Origin of the sequence: Mycobacterium bulgaricum (assembly GCF_041287165.2) — a bacterium.
In the GTDB taxonomy this organism is placed as follows: Bacteria; Actinomycetota; Actinomycetes; order Mycobacteriales; family Mycobacteriaceae; genus Mycobacterium; species Mycobacterium bulgaricum.
The window spans coordinates 232,216-249,811 of sequence record NZ_JBGGKV020000005.1 but is presented as its reverse complement, the minus strand read 5'-3'; the positions used below and the strand labels follow the sequence as shown (position 1 = coordinate 249,811).

General features: G+C 66.9%; 15 protein-coding genes and 1 tRNA gene. 9 read left to right on the top strand and 7 right to left on the bottom strand.

What is annotated here, in order from left to right:
* The first annotated feature begins 20 nt into the window (after window positions 1–20).
* Window positions 21–512: a DUF427 domain-containing protein gene (locus ACAG24_RS16360; RefSeq protein ID WP_370473656.1), complete on the top strand. Its 492-nt coding sequence runs from the start codon at window positions 21–23 to the stop codon at window positions 510–512.
* Between the two features lie 7 nt (window positions 513–519).
* Here ACAG24_RS16360 and ACAG24_RS16355 read toward each other — a convergent pair whose 3' ends face one another.
* Window positions 520–1,476, bottom strand: coding sequence for a mechanosensitive ion channel family protein (locus ACAG24_RS16355; RefSeq protein ID WP_370473657.1), 957 nt, complete (start codon window positions 1,474–1,476; stop codon window positions 520–522).
* Window positions 1,477–1,565: 89 nt separating this feature from the next.
* On the opposite strand from ACAG24_RS16355, the gene ACAG24_RS16350 reads away from it, so the two are divergent.
* On the top strand, window positions 1,566–2,273 hold the full coding sequence (locus ACAG24_RS16350) for an Ntn hydrolase family protein (protein ID WP_370473658.1): 708 nt from the start codon (window positions 1,566–1,568) through the stop codon (window positions 2,271–2,273).
* Here ACAG24_RS16350 and ACAG24_RS16345 read toward each other — a convergent pair.
* Both ACAG24_RS16345 and ACAG24_RS16340 read right to left on the bottom strand, forming a co-directional pair.
* Window positions 2,270–3,238, bottom strand: coding sequence for a tripartite tricarboxylate transporter substrate binding protein (locus ACAG24_RS16345; RefSeq protein WP_370473659.1), 969 nt, complete (start codon window positions 3,236–3,238; stop codon window positions 2,270–2,272). The genes ACAG24_RS16350 and ACAG24_RS16345 overlap by 4 nt on opposite strands.
* Window positions 3,239–3,301: 63 nt before the next feature.
* Complete coding sequence (locus tag ACAG24_RS16340; protein ID WP_370473660.1) at window positions 3,302–4,822, bottom strand: PP2C family protein-serine/threonine phosphatase; 1,521 nt, start codon at window positions 4,820–4,822, stop codon at window positions 3,302–3,304.
* A gap of 208 nt (window positions 4,823–5,030) precedes the next feature.
* Here ACAG24_RS16340 and ACAG24_RS16335 point away from each other — a divergent pair, with 208 nt between their 5' ends.
* Together ACAG24_RS16335 and ACAG24_RS16330 are read left to right on the top strand one after the other, a co-directional pair.
* Window positions 5,031–5,897: an SDR family oxidoreductase gene (locus tag ACAG24_RS16335; RefSeq protein ID WP_370473661.1), complete on the top strand. Its 867-nt coding sequence runs from the start codon at window positions 5,031–5,033 to the stop codon at window positions 5,895–5,897.
* Window positions 5,884–6,768 (top strand): DMT family transporter, encoded by an 885-nt coding sequence (locus ACAG24_RS16330; protein WP_370473662.1) that lies wholly within the window; start codon window positions 5,884–5,886, stop codon window positions 6,766–6,768. The genes ACAG24_RS16335 and ACAG24_RS16330 overlap by 14 nt, the downstream gene beginning before the upstream one ends.
* A 79-nt stretch (window positions 6,769–6,847) precedes the next feature.
* On the opposite strand, the gene ACAG24_RS16325 is transcribed toward ACAG24_RS16330, so the two are convergent.
* A complete protein-coding gene (locus tag ACAG24_RS16325) occupies window positions 6,848–10,222 on the bottom strand; it encodes a hypothetical protein (RefSeq protein ID WP_374150784.1) in 3,375 nt (1,124 codons plus the stop codon).
* A gap of 465 nt (window positions 10,223–10,687) precedes the next feature.
* On the opposite strand from ACAG24_RS16325, the gene ACAG24_RS16320 reads away from it, so the two are divergent.
* The 5 genes from ACAG24_RS16320 (at window position 10,688) to ACAG24_RS16300 (ending at window position 14,090) form a co-directional block, all read left to right on the top strand.
* Window positions 10,688–11,149, top strand: a complete 462-nt coding sequence (locus ACAG24_RS16320; RefSeq protein ID WP_370473664.1) for a PPOX class F420-dependent oxidoreductase — start codon at window positions 10,688–10,690, stop codon at window positions 11,147–11,149.
* 536 nt (window positions 11,150–11,685) lie between these two features.
* Window positions 11,686–12,138, top strand: coding sequence for a hypothetical protein (locus ACAG24_RS16315; protein ID WP_370473665.1), 453 nt, complete (start codon window positions 11,686–11,688; stop codon window positions 12,136–12,138).
* Window positions 12,138–13,367: an NRAMP family divalent metal transporter gene (locus ACAG24_RS16310; RefSeq protein WP_370473666.1), complete on the top strand. Its 1,230-nt coding sequence runs from the start codon at window positions 12,138–12,140 to the stop codon at window positions 13,365–13,367. Before ACAG24_RS16315 ends, ACAG24_RS16310 begins: the two co-directional genes overlap by 1 nt.
* On the top strand, window positions 13,364–13,765 hold the full coding sequence (locus ACAG24_RS16305) for a PRC-barrel domain-containing protein (protein WP_370473667.1): 402 nt from the start codon (window positions 13,364–13,366) through the stop codon (window positions 13,763–13,765). The genes ACAG24_RS16310 and ACAG24_RS16305 overlap by 4 nt, the downstream gene beginning before the upstream one ends.
* Complete coding sequence (locus ACAG24_RS16300) at window positions 13,752–14,090, top strand: PRC-barrel domain-containing protein (RefSeq protein WP_370473668.1); 339 nt, start codon at window positions 13,752–13,754, stop codon at window positions 14,088–14,090. Before ACAG24_RS16305 ends, ACAG24_RS16300 begins: the two co-directional genes overlap by 14 nt.
* A gap of 491 nt (window positions 14,091–14,581) precedes the next feature.
* Here ACAG24_RS16300 and ACAG24_RS16295 read toward each other — a convergent pair whose 3' ends face one another.
* The 3 genes from ACAG24_RS16295 to ACAG24_RS16285 all read right to left on the bottom strand — a co-directional run bounded on the left by ACAG24_RS16295 (window position 14,582) and on the right by ACAG24_RS16285 (window position 17,592).
* The gene (locus ACAG24_RS16295; RefSeq protein WP_370473669.1) at window positions 14,582–16,216 is read right to left on the bottom strand and encodes a hypothetical protein; all 1,635 of its coding nucleotides are present in this window, start codon (window positions 16,214–16,216) and stop codon (window positions 14,582–14,584) included.
* A 423-nt stretch (window positions 16,217–16,639) separates the two neighbouring features.
* Window positions 16,640–16,713 (bottom strand) — tRNA-Ile (locus ACAG24_RS16290).
* Between the two features lie 39 nt (window positions 16,714–16,752).
* Window positions 16,753–17,592: a carboxymuconolactone decarboxylase family protein gene (locus ACAG24_RS16285; protein WP_370473670.1), complete on the bottom strand. Its 840-nt coding sequence runs from the start codon at window positions 17,590–17,592 to the stop codon at window positions 16,753–16,755.
* Between the last annotated feature and the right edge of the window lie 4 nt (window positions 17,593–17,596).

Below are 17,596 nucleotides of genomic sequence, written 5' to 3'. Positions count from 1 at the left end.
CGAGTTCCTAGACTCAGGACATGCCTGCTCCCGAGAAGCCACGCCCAGGTCAAGAGTCGGTGTGGGACTACCCCCGCCCGCCTCGGTTGGAAGCCTTCGCCGGCTCGATCACGGTGGAACTCGGCGGGCAGACGGTGGCGTCCACCGACGCCGCGTGGCGGGTTCTCGAAACCAGCCACCCACCGACCTACTACCTGCCACCGGGTTGCTTCCTCGAAGGGGCGTTGCGCCCGGCGGCCGGATCCTCGTGGTGCGAATGGAAGGGTCAGGCCAGCTACTTCGACCTGGTGACCCCGGCCGCCGTGGCCCGGCGTGCCGCGTGGACTTATCCTGCGCCGTCACCCGCATTCGTCCAGCTCACCGGAGCCGTCGCGGTGATGGCGAGCCTGGTCGACCGATGCACGGTCAACGGCGAGGAGGTCGTGCCGCAGCCGGGCGGCTTCTACGGAGGCTGGATCACCAGCTGGATAGCCGGGCCCTTCAAGGGCGGGCCCGGTTCTGCAGGCTGGTGAACCGCCCTCAGACGGCCTGGTCGCCGACGGCCAGCATGCGCCCGGTCGGGTAGGGCAGGTCGATACCGTGCTCGTCATAGGCGCGCAGGATCGCGCGCCGCAGTTTGCGTTGCACGGACCACTGCGCGTTCGGGCGCACCTTCACCGTCATCCGCAGCTTGATGAGGTCCGGCGAGAGTTCCTGCACACCGAGCATCTCGGGCTCGCCGAGGACCTTGCCGGCCAGGGCCGGGTCCGCGACCGCCTCTTCAGCGGCCTCGACGGCGACCTGCTCCGCACGGTCGACGTCGGCGCTCAGCGCGACCGGCACCTCGATACGGGCCACGGCGTACTCCTGGCTCATGTTTCCGACCCGGGCGATCTCGCCGTTGCGGACGTACCAGAGCGTGCCGTCGATGTCGCGGACCGTGGTGACCCGCAGCCCGACGCTTTCCACCTCGCCCACCGCGTCACCGAGGTCGACGGTGTCGCCGACGCCGTACTGGTCCTCCAGCAGCATGAACACCCCGGTCACGAAATCGCGCACCAGATTCTGCGCGCCGAAGCCGATGGCGAGGCCCACCACGCCGGCCGACGCGATGAACGGGGCGATGTTCACGCCGAGCACATTCAGCACTGCCAGCACGACCCAGACCAACAGGACGATCGACACCGTCGACTTCAGCACCGAGCCGATGGTCTGGGCACGCTGCTGGCGACGGGCGATGACCTGATCACTGGTTGCCGAGGACGGCACGCGGTCGCGCAGACGGCGCACGATCGGCGGAGTCCGCGACAACCGTCCGTCCTCGGCGGCGCCACGCTCCTTGCGGCTCCGGGCCGTCGTCATCTGATCGATCATCCGGTGTGCGACGTACCGAATGACGAGAACGACGGCGATATAGGCGACGATCCTGATCGGGACTTCGATGAGCCAATGCCGGCTGGTGTCCGTCCATTCGAAAGCCAAGAGAGAGACATCCATGTGTTACCACCATACGGCGGCGGGGTTGCGTCCTTGCGCACCCCCGCACGGCCCCGGGTGCCCGGCCGGGGCCGTGGCACGATCAAGAGGTGACCGTTGTTCTCGCGCTGCGATGCGCAAATGGAGTTGTCCTGGCGTCTGATTCGCAGATCACCGATCCCGGACGGGGGCTCACCTACCCGGCTCAGAAGTTGCACCCGCTGGGCGAGCACGCGGCGTGGGGAGGAAGCGGATCACGGGCTGTTCTGTACGACATCGAGCAGGTGTTCAACGATGAAGCAGACGCGATCGTGGAGGCCAAGAACACCGGGCACGCGATTCAGGCCAGGATCCTGCCGATTTTCAAGCACCACTACGACACCTTCATCGCCGACGTCCCCGGCCAGGAGACCGGCGGAACCCCGGCGACGTACGTGCTGGCGGCGGGCTATGACGGAGACGACCCGTTCATCATCGACGTGGATCCCAACGGGCTGATCGGCCACCACGAAGAGACGGGATTTCAGGCCGTCGGCAGTGGGGCCGCGATGGCCCAGCAGGCCCATGCCCTGCTCGCGTCCTTCCGGATGTCGGAACGTGACGTCGATTACGGTGTGGTCGCCGCGTTACGTGTCCTCGACGCCCTGGACGCTTCCTCGCCCAGTGTCGGCGGCCCCATGGACATCTGCCGGATCACACCCGAGGGCGCCCAGCATCTCAGCGAGGAGGAGATCGCCGAGGTGCGGCGCCACGTGAGCCGATGGATCGAGCTCGAACACAACGCCCTCGATCAACTCTTCGGCGACGCGCAAAGCTAACTCGCCAGAGCGGCATCGAGGTCGGCCTGCGTTTCGGCCAGGAAGTTCTGGAACTCGTCACCGATCATGAACGTGGTGGTGAACTGGTTGCGGTCGGCGATCTGCTTCCACGTGGACGTGTCCACCATCCGGCCCAGAGCTGACTGCCAGTACTCGACGGCGACCTGCGGCATTCCCGGAGGGCCGTAGAGCCCGCGCCAGTTGGAGAGTGTGACGTCGAATCCCTGTTCCCGTGCCGTCGGTGTGTCGAGCCCGGGCAACCGCTCCTCGGACAGGACGCCCAGGGGCCGGAGGGTGCCCGACGTGACGGCCTCGACCACCTCACTGACACCGGTGACGGCGACGTCGATCTCGCCACCGGCCAGCGCAGCGGACTGCTCCGCTCCGCCCTCGAAGCTGACGTAGTTGATGCGTGCCGGATCTGCGCCCGCCGCGGACACCAGGAGATCGAACGGGGCCTGATCGTCGGTGGCGGCACCGACTGAGACACCGGCAGGATCGGCGCGGACTGCGTCGAGGAGATCACTCAGGTTCCGGTACGGCGCACCGGGTGCGGTGACGACGATGTAGTACTCGGTCATCAGGCGCGCGATCATCGTGACGTCGCGGTATCCGTACTCGGAGATGCCGCGGAACTCGTTCATCATCATCGACAGCGACGTCACCGACACCTGGTCGTCGCGCCCCCGGTACTGGTCGACCATCGTTGCGAGGAAGTCGGCACCGATGTTTCCGGGTCGGTTCTCGACCGGCAGTGGCACATCGACGATCCCCTCCTTTTCGAGGGCGTCGACGACCGCGCGGATGGTGATGTCGAATCCGCTGCCCGGATTCGCACCCGCTGTCATGGTGACCGGCCCGGACGGATAGGCGGGCGCGGCGGGCGGCTGTTCGGACTCCTGGCATCCGGTCAGCAGCAGCGCCGCCGCCAACAGGGCGCCGATCGCCGATCTCGTCGTCAACATGTGCTCCTCGGTCGCGTGATTGTCGACTAGAAGCTGTACACGGAATCGCCGGCGGCGTCCCCGTTACGCGGAAATGCCGGCCACGGCCTCGAACGCCAGCACCGCAATGTCGTCGCGCTGGTCCAGTTTGGGTGCCAGCACGGCGAATTCGTCCATCAGAGCCTGCAGGCCCATCCCCGCCCGCTCAGCGACGAACGCCGACAGCGCCGATTCGTCGAACGGGGCATCGCCGAGGCGCGCCTCGATCAGCCCATCGGTGAAGAACACGAGGGCCTGACCGCGACGCACCGTCACCGAACAGACGTCGAAGACGGCGTTCGGCAGTGCACCGACGAGCATTCCTTCACCGGGCCGGATGGATTGGACCCGTCCACTGGCCGGATCGGCGAGTAGAGCCGGCGGGTGTCCCCCGGTGGCGATCGTCACGTCGAATCCGTCGCCGTCCGCAGCAGGCTGCAGAGTTCCGAAGTGCACCGTGCAGAACCGTCGCGGTTCGACCTCGCGCAGCAGCACGGCGTTGAGTTCGTAGAGTCCGGAGGTCGGATTGTCGTAGTGCAGTGCCGCCGACCGCAGCGTGTAGCGGATCAACGAGGTCACCACCGCCGCATCGACACCGTGACCGAGCACATCGCCGATGAAGAACGCCCACCGGTTGTCCCCCAGGCTGAACAGGTCGTAGAAGTCGCCGCCGACCTGCCGTGACGAAATCGGACGAAAATAGGCAGCCGCTGCCAGCCCGTCGATGCGGGGAAGCGACGGCGGCAACAGGGTGCGCTGCAGCGCGGTGGCGTACTCCTCGATCGAGTCGCGGTCGCGTTCGGCGATCCCGCGGTCGGTCCGGGCCTGGTCCCGCTGCCTGCGGGCTTCGTCGCGATCGCGTTCAGCGGCACCCCTGCCCTCTTCGGCGCTGTCGCGGTCCCGTTGTGCGACGTCGCGGTCCGTCTCGGCGGTGTCACGATCTCGCCGGGCAGCGTCGCGGGCTGTCTCGGCGGCACCACGCAAGCGGCGTTCGAGGCTGACGGCATCCAGCGAGGACAGGCGCAGCTCGAGCTGCTCCATCACGACCGCGGCCAGATCCTCCAGGATGATGAGGTGGTTGTCGGTGACCTGCCGGGCCTCGGTGTCCATGACTGCGACAGCACCCAGTTGATGGCCGTCGAAGGTCAGGATCGGCGCCGCGACGTACAGATGGATCCCGTAGTCGAGGACGAATCGGCTGCCCGCACTCCTCGGATCCGTGTGCGCGTCGCCGAGGACGACGGCGTCGGTCATCGCGGAAACCAGCAGGGGATCTCGTGGAAGGACAGTAGGCGGGTCGTCACCCAGGCCGTATGTCGCGATCAGGGACACCTCGTCTTCGCCGACGATCGACACGACTGACATTCGCGCGTTCAGGGAACGTGCCGCCAATCCGGCGATGCGGGCGAGCACTGCTCCGGGCGCCGTGTCGATGATGCGGTAACGGTGCACCGCCTCAAGCCGCGCCGGTTCGGCGTCGTCATAGTTGCGGCTCTCGGTGATCGTGATGTCCTTGCTTGGTCCGCTCCCCCGCGGAACGATTCGGCCCGAGATTCTGTCAGCCACGCGACGGCCGAGCAACACGCTGAGCGAACCCCCGGGTGATTACGTATTGCGAACATCGATGGGGCCGCATCACATCCGTCTCCCGTCGTGGCCCTTCGCCCTCGCCGCGCACGCCGCAACTGGCGATTCCGCGTCCTCACCACCCCCGATCTTCGACAATGGTCGGCGAGCGGGCGACGCACGTCGCGCCGCGAGAAGGGGGGTCCTCGTGGGGACGGAAACCGTCCATCGCCTGCGCAAGGCGTTGCGCCTCACCGGCATGCGACCGCTTCCCCACCTACCGGCGCGGACCTCAATCGATTTGCGCGGCAAGCGAATTCTGCTGACGGGCGCATCCTCGGGCATCGGCGAAGCCGCTGCCGAGAAGCTGGCGGCTCGCGGCGCGACGATGATCGTGGTGGCGCGTCGCGGGCACCTGCTCGACGACATGGTCGCGCGGATCACCGCACAGGGTGGCAACGCGATCGCGATGCCGGCCAACCTGGCCGACCTCGAGGCCGTCGACGACCTCGTCCGCACGGTGGGCCCCGTCGACATCCTGATCAACAACGCGGCGCGCTCGATCCGCAGGCCGCTGCTGGAGTCGCTGGAGCGCTGGCACGACGTCGAGCGCACCATCGCACTGAACTACTACGCGCCGCTTCGGCTGATCCGAGGACTGGCCCCGGGGATGGTCGAGCGGGGCGGAGGGCACATCATCAACGTCTCGAGCTGGCGGGTGATGCCGGAATCGTCTCCGCTCTTCGGTGTCTACAACGCGTCCAAAGCCGCGCTGAGCGCCGTGAGCCGGGTGATCGACAACGAGTTGGCCGAGTTCGGCGTGCATTCGACGACGATCTACTATCCCTTGGTCGCGACGCCGATGATCGCGCCTACGCGTGCCTATGACGGACTGGCCGCGCTCAGCGCCGAGGAAGCAGCCGAATGGATGGTGCTGGCCGCGCGCACCCGCCCGGTTCGCATCGCGCCACGCAAGATGTTGCCCCTGCGTGCGCTCGACATCGTGTCTCCGCGTCTGCTCAACGGCGTCATGAAGCGCTCCACCCCGCAGCTGGAACACCGTGAGCTCCGCTGAGGGAACAGGCTACCGCGCCGAAAACCTGGGCCTGGGAGCGTTTCTCACCACCGCGGCGTTCTTCTGTGTCGCACTGGTGGGCACTCTCGCGAAAGTTTCGGGACAGTACACGTCAACCGGTGTGCTGCTTTTGTTTCAGAACGCCCTCTGTTTGGTGTTCGTGATGCCACTGGCGCTGAGGACCGGATGGCGATCCCTTCGGACCGACAGGGCCGGTCTGCATCTGTTGCGCGCCGGCGCCGGTACGGCGTGCTGGTACGCCCTCTTCTTCGCTATCGAGCGGATCCCGCTCGCCAACGCGACCCTGCTGACCTACAGCGCGCCGCTGTGGATGCCGTTGATCGCATGGGCGGTCACGCGACACCGCGTCGCCACAGCCACCTGGATCGGCGCCGGACTCGGCTTCGTCGGTGTCATGCTGGTGCTGCAACCACAGGGGCACGGCTTCAGCATCGGTGAAATCTCCGCTGTGTCAGGCGCTTTGCTGTTGGCGGTCGCGATGATGACCGTGCGCTGGCTCGGTGCGACGGAACCCGTGACCAGAATTCTCTTCTACTACTTCGCACTCTCGACGCTGCTCTCGATTCCCATTGCCGTCGCGGACTGGGCGCCGGTTCCGGTCGCTGCGTGGCCCTGGCTCGTCGGACTCGGTTTCGCGCAATTGTTCTCACAGATCCTGATCGTGGTGGCCTACCGGTACGCCTCCGCGGAGAAGGTCGGCCCTTTCATCTACACGGTCATCGTCTTCACTGCGGTGATCGACTGGATCGTCTGGGACGATGCGCCGTCGCCGAGCACGTATCTGGGGATGGCCTTGGTCATCGGCGGCGGTGTGATGGCGATGCGCGCCAAGTCGCCGGCCGCCGCCTAGGATCCGTCGGCAATGACGAAACTGCGCCCAGGGCTGTGGATCTCGTACATCCACGACCTCGGACGCAGTCTCGATCAGATCAGGCGGCCAGCGAACCGCTCGCCGAAGCCGCCGGCTTTGCCGCCACGGTCATCAACTGATAGTTGTCCACCCGCCAGCCTTCCATGAAGACGTTCAACGGGATCGCCTTGCTCTGCCCGTTGTTCTGGCCTCGGTAGGTCATCGAGCTGTCGTTGACGTAGACGATGCCCTTCTTCCAGTCGATCGCGGTGACGACGGCGGCGTGGTCGGCGTAGTCGCGAGTGGTGTCCTCCGAAGGCGTGAAGTCGGTGACAGCGGCCCAGACGATCGCGACCGGGTAACCGATGATGGGAGCCTTACCCTCGGCCAGTGCCGCCATCAGGTCGTTGAGCGCCCGCTGGCCGTCCTCCAGGGTCGGCGGGGTGATCAGTTTGTTGTACTCGTCCCACTCGCCATACCGCGTGAACGTCGTGGTCACGGGGAACTTCATCTCCAACAGGGCGTTGGCATCCACGTCCCCGATACCTTCACTGGTCCGCTCACTCAGATACATGAACGATCCCGGCTTCTGCACACTGGGCGTTTCCTTCGCCCAGGCCACCATCTGCGCTTCGGTCGGCTTGTAGGCGTTCTGCGTGGCCTGCGCCACCGCGGCCGCAGCTGCCTGCAGCTGGCAGTTCGAATAGCTTTGTCCGATCCAGTATTCGGCGCCCTTCACCGGGTCTCCGTAACGTCCGTCACCGACCACCGTGACGGTGATTTCCTGTTCGAAGGTGTCGGGTTTCGCCAAGCCGATGCTGACGGCGAACTTGTGCAGCAGATCCTGAACGATGCCTGCCAATCCCGGCAGCTTGGTCGACGCCCCGTTGTCGATCGTGATGCGGAAGTAGTCGCTGATCCCGGGCTTGACCATCACGTCCTTCGGGACGTAGGTGTACGTCCCGTCGTCGTGGACCGTCACGGTGCCGTACTTGGGCTCCACAGTCACGGTGTAGGTCGGGATGAAGCCGTTGTTGCTCTCACCGTTCAGGTCACCGGTGATCGTTCCCGAGCTGTCCTGGACTCCCGGTGACGGATCCATGCTCGGGGCCTTGTTGAAGAAGATGTAGGCGACCTGTCGGAAGAGATTGAAGTCCGAAGACGGGGCATCCGCAGAGGCGGCTGCCAGGGAAAGCGTGACAGCGTTCGACGCACTCTCGCCCGGGGCGCCTGTTGCGCCGGGCTGACCGTTATCACCGGGCGCGCCCTTGCTCTGGTCTTCCTCGTTCGTGCCGCCAACCCCGCCGACACCGAATCCACCGCCGACACCGCCCAAACCTCCTGTGGCGCCGCCCGTTCCGCCGGCACCACCATTACCGCCGTCGCCACCTGCACCCGGGTTTGTAGCCCAACCGCCGTTGCCGCCGGCTCCACCCTTGCCGCCCGGTCCGCCCTGACCGGCCTGGACATTCCCCGAGCTCGGTCCACCTGCGCCGCCGACTCCGGCATCTCCGCCGTTGCCGCCACGACCACCGGAGGCCGTCGCATCGGCACCGTCACCGCCCACGCCGCCGGCACCGCCTTTTCCTGCCGCACTGCCCACTGCGCCGACCGCGCCCGCGCCGCCCTTTCCGCCGTCGCCCCCGTTGCCACCAGCAGCGGTCACATCCCGCGTTGAACCGCCCCAGCCGCCGGCACCGCCGTCGCCGCCATCGCCACCCGCACCGCTGATCCCGTCGTCACCATGACGCGGAACGAAGAAGAGGAACCCGCCCGTACCGGCTTCACCACCCGCGGCTCCACCGGCACCGCCGGTGCCGCCGCTGCCGCCGTTGCCGCCCGAAAGACCGTTTCCGACATCGACTCTCGTCCCGTTGGCCCCGGAACCGCCCTGGCCGCCCTTGCCGCCTTCGCCACCCTTGCCGCCGTCGCCTCCACGGCCGAAGATCCGGCTGCCGTTGCCGCCGTCACCGCCTTCTCCGCCGAGGCCGCCGGTCGCCCCCGTGCCGCCGTGGATGTCTCCGGTGATGCCATTGAAACCGGGGATGCCCTGCTGGCCTTCACCGCCGTCTCCGCCGACTCCGCCTCGCCCGATGAGGGACAGGAATCCGGCATTTCCGCCGCGCCCGCCGTCACCGCCCCCGAAGCCTCCCGCACCGCCGGCACCGCCATCGCCGAACAGAAGTCCGCCTGCACCACCATCGCCGCCGTCGCCGCCATGATCGGAGCCGGCGCCCTTGACGGGACTCTCGCCGCCCTCGCCGCCAGCGCCTCCGGTGGAGTTCACGGACAGGGATCCGGCGCTGCCACCGTCGCCGCCGCGGCCACCGAACGTGGCCGCCCCTCCGATGCCACCCGTGCCCGCTGTGCCCCACAGCGACACGAGGCCGGTGTTGCCGCCTCGCCCACCGGCACCGGCCACCTGTCCGTGCGTGATGGCGTTCCCGCCGTCACCCCCGAGTCCGCCGTCACCCCAGAAGGCGCCGCCGTCACCACCTCGACCGCCGACGCCTCCGTTCGACGCACCGGTCGACGTCCCGCCTTTGCCGCCCCGTCCCCCGTGTCCGGCCAGACCCGCCGAGCCGCCACGCCCGCCGGCCGACCCCGCGACGGTTTGGGCTCCCTTGCCTCCCTCACCGCCTTCTCCGTAGATGAGGCCGCCTCTGCCGCCATCGCCTCCGTTGCCGCCGTTGATCCCGGTGACACCGCTGCCGCCGATGCCGCCGTCGCCCCACCAGCCGGCGTTACCGCCCTTGCCGCCGTTCCAGCCGTCGCCGCCGTCACCGAACAGGCCACCCCTGCCGCCGTTGCACTGGACGGCGGCAGCACAGGTGTCCGCGGTCCAGTCGAAGCCGTTGCCGATGATGATGCCGGCGTTCGGATTGTCTGCCGTGCCGTCGCCGAAGAAGACGCGCCAAAAGCGGTCCTGTGGTGTCGCGACAGCCTGCGGCGCGGCGAGGATTGCGGCCGGAGGCGTCTGGGGTGCCACGCCGCGAGGTGCGACGGCCACCGACTCAGACCTGCGGTCTGCGTGGATCACCGAGACTGCTGCCGTCGCATCCTCTGGCGCGCCCTCGACATCGGTGTCTTCGGCGACGTCCTCGCTATCCGATCCGCCTGCGTCGCTGTCGCCGTCGAGGTTCCCGCCGTCATCACCGTCATCGACGTCGTCGGCAGGGTCATCGGCGGGGTCGTCGTCGCTTGCTGATTCCGCGGCAGCGGAATCCTCGTCGCCGGAATCCGCCGAGTCTCTCTTGGAGGACGGGGCGCCGGTCCTCGACTTCTTGGTGGTCGAGTCAGCGGCCTCGGAGTTCGAATCGGCCGTCGACGACGATGCGCTCGAGTCTCCGCTATCAGCCGCAGCGGCGGCCACCTGCGGGCCGAGCACCGAGAAGCCGATCGCAGCGGTGCCGACGCCGACAGACACCGCGCCGAGTTGCAGCCAGCGTCGCACCGGGTAGTCCGCGGCTCGCCGACGCCGGTGCGCTCCTGCTTTCCGCCGCGAGGGCCTGGCGACCTCGCCCTGCGCTTTCTCGGATCCCACTCCCTCAAATCGGCGCGACGAAGCCTGCTGCGACATAGCTGTTCCCCCAACGATCGTAAATTGACACCCGGGTAACGCGGTCGGGTCGCTAGGATCGTACGGCGGCGGCAGCAAGTTTGCTGGGAGATTGTCGAAGAAATATTTGCCACCGCATCGATTGATTTGCGCTGAGAGCGACCCTCTTTCCGGAGTCGGCTGCGCGCATGGCGTCGGCCGCTGGGGCGCCCAGCTACGAGGCGCGATTCAGCAGTCTGTTCACGACGCCCCCAAGGGAGATCGATCCGCGTCTTGCCGACGTGTGGCAGCCGAACTTGCTGGAGATGAAAGCTAGGCGATCGGCGATTCGACGGAGGCCGATACGGGCATGTTGAGCCCATGCCTGACGAAACCACCACCGCGACGGCGTTGGCGAAACAACTGGGGGCGACGACGTTCGTCTCTCTGGTGACCTTCAAGCGCGACGGAACTCCCGTCGGGTCACCGATGTGGGTGGCTTCCGACGGCGCGGATCTCGTCGTCTGGACTCCCGCAGATGCCTGGAAGGTCAAGCGAGTCCGCCGCGATCCTCGCGTCGTGGTGATCCGCTCCGGCCGCATGGGCAAGGTCGATCCGGTCGATCCCGAACTTCTCGGCACGGCTGTCGTCGAAGAGTCACCGGCTGAGGTGTCGAAAGTCGAGCAGTTGATCCGCGATAAATACGGTGTTCAGGTCCGCATCATCACGACGATCGAGGCAATCCTGTCCCGAGGCCCCAAGCCCCGGGTTGCCCTCAGAATCACGCCGCAGCAGGTGAACTCGAAGGCTGTACAACACACGCTGCCCGACACAGGTATTTAACGCCGACAGCGATTAGCCGTCCACAAACCCGGCAATACCGCGGCAGGACGGCAGCGAAAGGGGATCAGGACCCACCATGGCGTTCGACACGTCGATCGACAGCGCGCTGTTCGGGGGTCCCGCGGGGTCCCTGTTCGGGCAATCCGGGCTCCTCGCCGGGGCGGTAACTCAGCAGACGGCGGCTGACACCTCCGTGCCTGGTACACAAATTGGGCAGGCGAACGGTTAGAGCCCGTTGTCGGTGCGATGCGGTTGACGTCCATCGTGTCCCACACATTTGGCCAGCGTTCGCAGATGCGCTGAGCGCGCCTCTTCGCGAAGCGACCTGTCACCTCAAACACACTGTCGTACATTCCATCCCGCTCAATTAGCGCACAGATTCGCAGCCGAATCACAGGCTCGGCCGGCGCGTCGACGGTACTCTTTGACCAGGCTGCAGCACCGCGAAGGAAGTAAATTCTCAAGGACGTCAGAACTCGCAGTGGAGAGGGTTCGGCCATTAAGGTTCGGCTACCGATGTGCCGCAGCGAAATTCAGTGACGCCGTCCACTCTGGCGCGTGCGGTCGCGTTACCAGCGCTCCTGGTTGCGGTTCTGGCGCTGGTGTTGACAAGTTGCCCCGCCAACCGCGACGGCATGCCCGGGCAGTTGGCGAGCGCCAAGGACGAGACACAGTCGGCCACCCGATCTGCGGTGCTGGCGCTCGATCTGTGGCAGCGGGACCGCTCGACGCGCCAGCTTGTCGCGGTGCAGCTTGCCGATGCCCGCGATGAGGTGGCCAAAGCCTACGACGGAATCGCTGTGCTGAAAGCCGAAGACCCAGCGGACCTGGCGCGACAGAACCTGCTGACACGATCGATGACCGACATCGTCGCCACGCTCAACCAAGCCAACGCGGCGGTCCGCGCCCTACCGGACAGCGCAGATCCGGCCGTGCTGCGTGGCGTCCTCGTCGACGCCGACGCCGCGTTGGAACGCGACTACCGTTGATGAAGAAGCTCTTCGCCGTCGCACTCGGTGTCCTCACCGCCATCGGCGGCTTCCTCGACATCGGCGACATGGTCACCAATGCCGTGGTGGGGTCGCGCTTCGGGCTCGGATTGGCCTGGGTCATCCCGGTAGGTGTGCTCGGCATCTGCCTCTATGCCAACATGGCCGGACGCGTGGCAGCGGTGAGCGGACATGCGACCTTCGAGATCATCCGTGAGCGCCTCGGGCCACGTGTCGCGGCCGCCAACCTCGGCGCCTCCTTCTTCATCAATCTGATGACCGTCACCGCCGAGATCGGCGGCGTCGCTCTGGCCTTGCAGCTGGCGACCGACGTCGGACCGCTGCTGTGGATACCGGTGGCGGCATTCGCAATCTGGATCGTCATCTGGCGCGTGAAGTTCTCGGTCATGGAGAACGTGACCGGTATCCTCGGCCTCTGCCTCATCGTCTTCGCCGTCAGCGTGTTTCTGCTGCAACCCAACTGGACAGCTCTCGCCGACCAGGCATTCACCCCGATCATTCCCGGCACCGAATCCGCGGCGACGTACTGGTATTTCGCCATCGCCCTCTTCGGCGCCGCGATGACACCGTATGAGGTGTTCTTCTTCTCCTCCGGCGCGATCGAAGAGCGCTGGAGCGTCGACGATCTCGGCACATCGCGACTGAACGTCCTGGTCGGATTCCCCTTGGGCGGACTGCTGTCGATCGCGATAGCCGCCTGCGCAGCCATCGTCCTGATGCCCGCGGGTATCGAAGTGACCTCGCTGTCCCAGATCACCCTGCCGGTCATCGAAGCCGGCGGAAAACTCGCGCTGGCCTTCGTCATCATCGGCATCGTCGCCGCCACCTTCGGCGCAGCCTTGGAGACCACCCTGTCCTCGGGCTACACCGTCGCCCAGTACTTCGGTTGGGCCTGGGGCAAGTTCCGCCGGCCCGCACAAGCCGCCCGGTTCCACACCGTGATGCTCGTGGCCCTGCTCGTGTGCAGCGCAGTCTTGTTCACCGGTGTCGATCCCATCCTGGTGACCGAATACTCCGTGGTGTTCTCCGCCATCGCGCTGCCTCTGACCTACCTGCCGATTCTCATCGTCGCCAACGACCCCGCCTACATGGGCGACTACGTCAACAGTCGCCTCGTCAACGCGGTCGCCTCGATCTACCTCGTCATCATCCTGGCCGCCTCCCTGGCGGCCATCCCCCTCATGATCGTCACCGGAGCAGGCCAATGAGACACCGAGACAACGAATTACCCGACGCGCCCCGCCCGCCAGGGATCACCCTGCTCGATGCGCGGCTCCATCTGCTCGACCGTCAACTCCTCGATGCCGACGGCGAACCCGTCGGCATCGTCGACGACCTCGAATTGACCGACAACACCGCCGACCAACCGCCCACCGGTCCCCGCGTGACCGCGATCCTCACCGGCAAGGTCCTCTTCACCCGAGTTTTCGGGGGACAACCGCCCCGGTCCCATCTGTCCATGGTGTCGTGGCGGTCCGTAGCCAAGATCGGTACGTCGATCCACCTGCACAGCGGCGCCGAACCCACCGACGGGCAATGGGTCGAACACTGGCTGCGCCACCACGTCATCGGCCGCATTCCCGGGGGCCGCCATGCAGCTCAGTGAACTTCTCGGTGTCGCGGTCCACGATTCGACAGACCGGCGCCTGGGCACCGTGATCGACGTGCGTCTGGCTGTCAGCGGCGATGTGAACCGAGGACCCGAGCCACCCACGGTCTTCGGACTGGTCGTCAGCCCGCGCACCCGTTCCTCGTTCCTCGGCTACGAACGATCTCAGGTCCGCCAGCCCGCGCTGGTGGCCGCGCTGTTGCGCTGGCGCCACCGAGGTACATTCCTGGCACTGTGGACCGACGTGAGCGCGGTGACTGCCAGCGCCATCACGGTGCGGCCGGACTACCGGCGTTATTCACCGATCTTGCGCGACAACTGATCGACACGCGGCTCATACGTTTCGCAACAGTTTTCGCCGGGACGAACACAATCTTTGTGAAATACAGCGCATAGCTTTTGCACGACCGTCGCAATCGCCTCATCGACGACGAAGGCTTGTCAGCACGTATCGGTACCGACCAGCTTCGGCGCCGCGCGTCAGCCAGCATGACCCAGGACCGCTATGTGGGCCGTGGCCGCGTCCATACTCAGGTTGCCAAGCTACTCGACCATGCGGTTAGCAAGCGCGACTAGCGGTACATGCATGGTGAATATGCATTTGTAAGCTTATTGCCTTTGGTATCTTCAGAGTCCGTCTGCGCCCCAATACGTCCTGGGCCCCACACTGAGGACGACGCCCGAACAGACCATCGTGTACGCCTCCGTCGAAACCCTTTACGCGCACACTGATCCAGAACGATTGCGCAGGCTTGCCACCTGCACTGGAGTCGGTCATCATCACCGAGAAATTGGCAGCTTAGGGCCCAGCTGTCAGTCGGCGGCGGACCCTCCGGCACCAGCGCTGCTGCCGCCGCCCTCGGCACCGTCGTTGCCGCCCCGGCCACCGCCGTTACCCCCGGCGCCGCCGACACCGTCGCTACCGCCGCTGCCGGTGCCACCTGCGCCGCCGTCGTCCCGACTGAGATTTCCGGCGTCACCGCCATCACCGCCGTCGCCGATTCCGATGTCCGGGTCCGAGATACCGTCGCCGCCGTCTCCACCCCGGCCGGACTTGTTGCCGCCGTTGCCGCCGTCACCGCCGATGCCACCGAACGGGCCGCTGCCTCTGCCGCCGTTACCGCCTTTCCCGTGTTGGCCGGCGTAGCCGCCGTCGCCGCCGACACCCATTCCGGAGAACGGATCGGAGGCGGTTCCGGCGCCGCCGTCTCCGCCGTCTCCACGTCCGAATGCGTCACCCCCCATGCCGCCCCAGCCGGTGTAGATGCCGGTGCCGGCGCCACCCGCGCCGCCGTTGCCGGCCAGAGACCCGCCGTTTCCGCCGTCACCGCCGAAGCCGTCGCCGACGTCGGGTGATCCGCCGTGGCCCCCCGCGCCGCCGTCACCGATGGTGACGGCGTGACCGCCTTCGCCGCCGATACCGTTGTCGCCTCGGGCATCGCCGCCGGCGCCGCCGTTGCCCGCGATGATTCCGCCGTTGCCGCCCGCGCCGCCGACGCCGTTGGCCACCGGCGCGTCGCCGCCGCGCCCGCCGCGACCGATACCGACCGCGTCACCGCCCCGGCCCGCGGTGGTGAACGTGTCGCTGGCGTTGCCGCCCGCGCCACCGTTTCCGATCAGCAGGCCACCGCGCCCGCCGGCACCTGCGGCGGTGGTCTCGCCGGCATCCGCACCGCGCCCGCCGTTACCGAAAAGTCCTGCCGCACCGCCGGATCCGCCGTTGGCGCCGGCCCCGCCGCTGCCCCACAACAGGCCCCCGCGACCGCCATCGCACGCCGCGCCGACGCAGTCCGGGGACGCATCGACGCCGTTGCCGAACAATCCGAACATTGGGCCCATCGGCACCCCGGCGGCACCGACTCCGGCGCGGTCGCCGCCGCCGGAGCGGGCCAGTGCGCTACCACCACAACCCGCGGGATAGCAGCGGGTTTGGTCGTCCCCTGCGACTCCTCCTCGGAAGTGGTCCGTCGCAAGATAGACGGTGTTGCGCGAACCGATGACGCTGAAGAAGTTACCGACTCCGATGATCGTCACGCTGTTGCGCGCACCCGTGATGTTCGCGCGGCTGTCGTCGCCCCGGATGTCGATCTTGTTGTCGGGCGAACCGAACGCGATCACTCCGGACGCACCGGCGCCCACGACTTCGATGTGGCCGTTCTTGCCCCGGCCCTCCGCCTGAGCCCCGTCGCCGGTCGCTATCGCCGTGAGTGTCCCGTTCAAGGCGAGGGCGTAGGCGTCGATGCCGGTGGCACGTGCCCGCGCGTTGGCTGAGCCGGCCACTTCGGCGCGCGCGGTGCCATAGGTTTCGCCGCCGCGCGCGGTCATGATGGCCAGATGCCCCGGCGTGGGCGGTGTCGGCGAGGCGCCCGCCGGTAGAGACGCGGCCAGACCGAACCCGAGAGCCACCGTTGCCGCGCCGATCTGGCCGATCGTCCTGACATCACGCATGGTCTGCTCCCCGCCTCGACTCGGTGCCGCAGTTTGCCGCCGCCGAATTTGAAGTTAGCGTAAATATAAATATCCTCTAGCGGATCGAAGACTTCGAGCTGACATTGGTGGCCTTGCGGCTGATCCAGTCCGAGCCGGCGCGTGAGGCGCCTAGACCCTCCGCCAATGGCAGCGCCACCATCGTTGTGTCCGCTGCATGCTCAGCGACAAACGGGGGTCGGGGTCGCCATCTGCAAGCCTCGAGCGGCGCCCTGTTTTTGTAGGAGCACACAGCCTGATACCGCTGCTCGGCCACGCTCAACTCCCCCATTTAGGGAGTGTCAAGGATCAACCGAAGCAACTGTCAAGCATCAGCCGAAACACTGTCGGCCATCAACCAAAGCCGAAATGTCACCCATCACCCGACGCAATACACGCTTGAAGTGGGGCGGGCGGGGCTCGAACCCGCGACCAAGGGATTATGAGTCCCCGGCTCTAACCAACTGAGCTACCGCCCCAGTGCGCAGAACGCGGCCATCATGGTCGCACACACCGTGTCAGGCGAATATCGTCTGCCCCTGCTCGTCGACCTCGTAGCGCTCCGTGCCCTCAGCCACCCGAGGCGCATCAGCGGCCATCGACACCGCGATCTTGTTGCAGGCATTGCGCATCACGTCGAGCGTGATCTCGAACATCTGCTTCTCGCTGAAATGCTTGCGCATCCCGTCAGCGACGTCGGCCTCGATCCGCGACGGCGTCCATATCAGCGCATCCACGTACCTCAGCGCCGCCTTGTGCGACTCGGTCAGATCGGCGGCCGATTCGAAGTCGGCGATCTGCTGGTACATGTCTTCGGACCCGCCCGCGTCCAGCGCATGCGCTTCCCGCAGCGACTTACACAGCCTGCAGTTGTGCGCCTCGGCTCCCCGCAGCCGGACCACCTCGGTGGTCACCGCATCGACGTCGTGCAGGCGCGCCACCGCGGGCACGAACCCACCCAGTAATTTGCCTACCAGATCCGTCTCGCGGTCCATTTCCACGCCGACGGCGAATCCCGGCTTACCGAGGCCGAGGGCCTCGCACCCCGCCCAGACCCTCGGCACGAAGTCGGCGATGAAGATCGCCACCACGATCCGAAAAGCGTTGTCGCCGAACGCTTCCACAAAACGTGCGCGCTGGTTGTCCCCGATCCCCGTCACGTCGACGGTGAACTGCTCGGCGAACGCCACCAGGACGGCTTCCGCGTCGGTGCGCCCATCGGGCAGATCTGCCGGAGACGGCAACGGCGGCAGTGACAGCGTCCGCCCGCACGTCAGCCGAATCAGCGTGTCGGCGCGCTCGTCTCCCGAGGACAGCGTGACCAGCCGCGCCAGCCGTGCGGACAGCTCATCAGTCATTCGG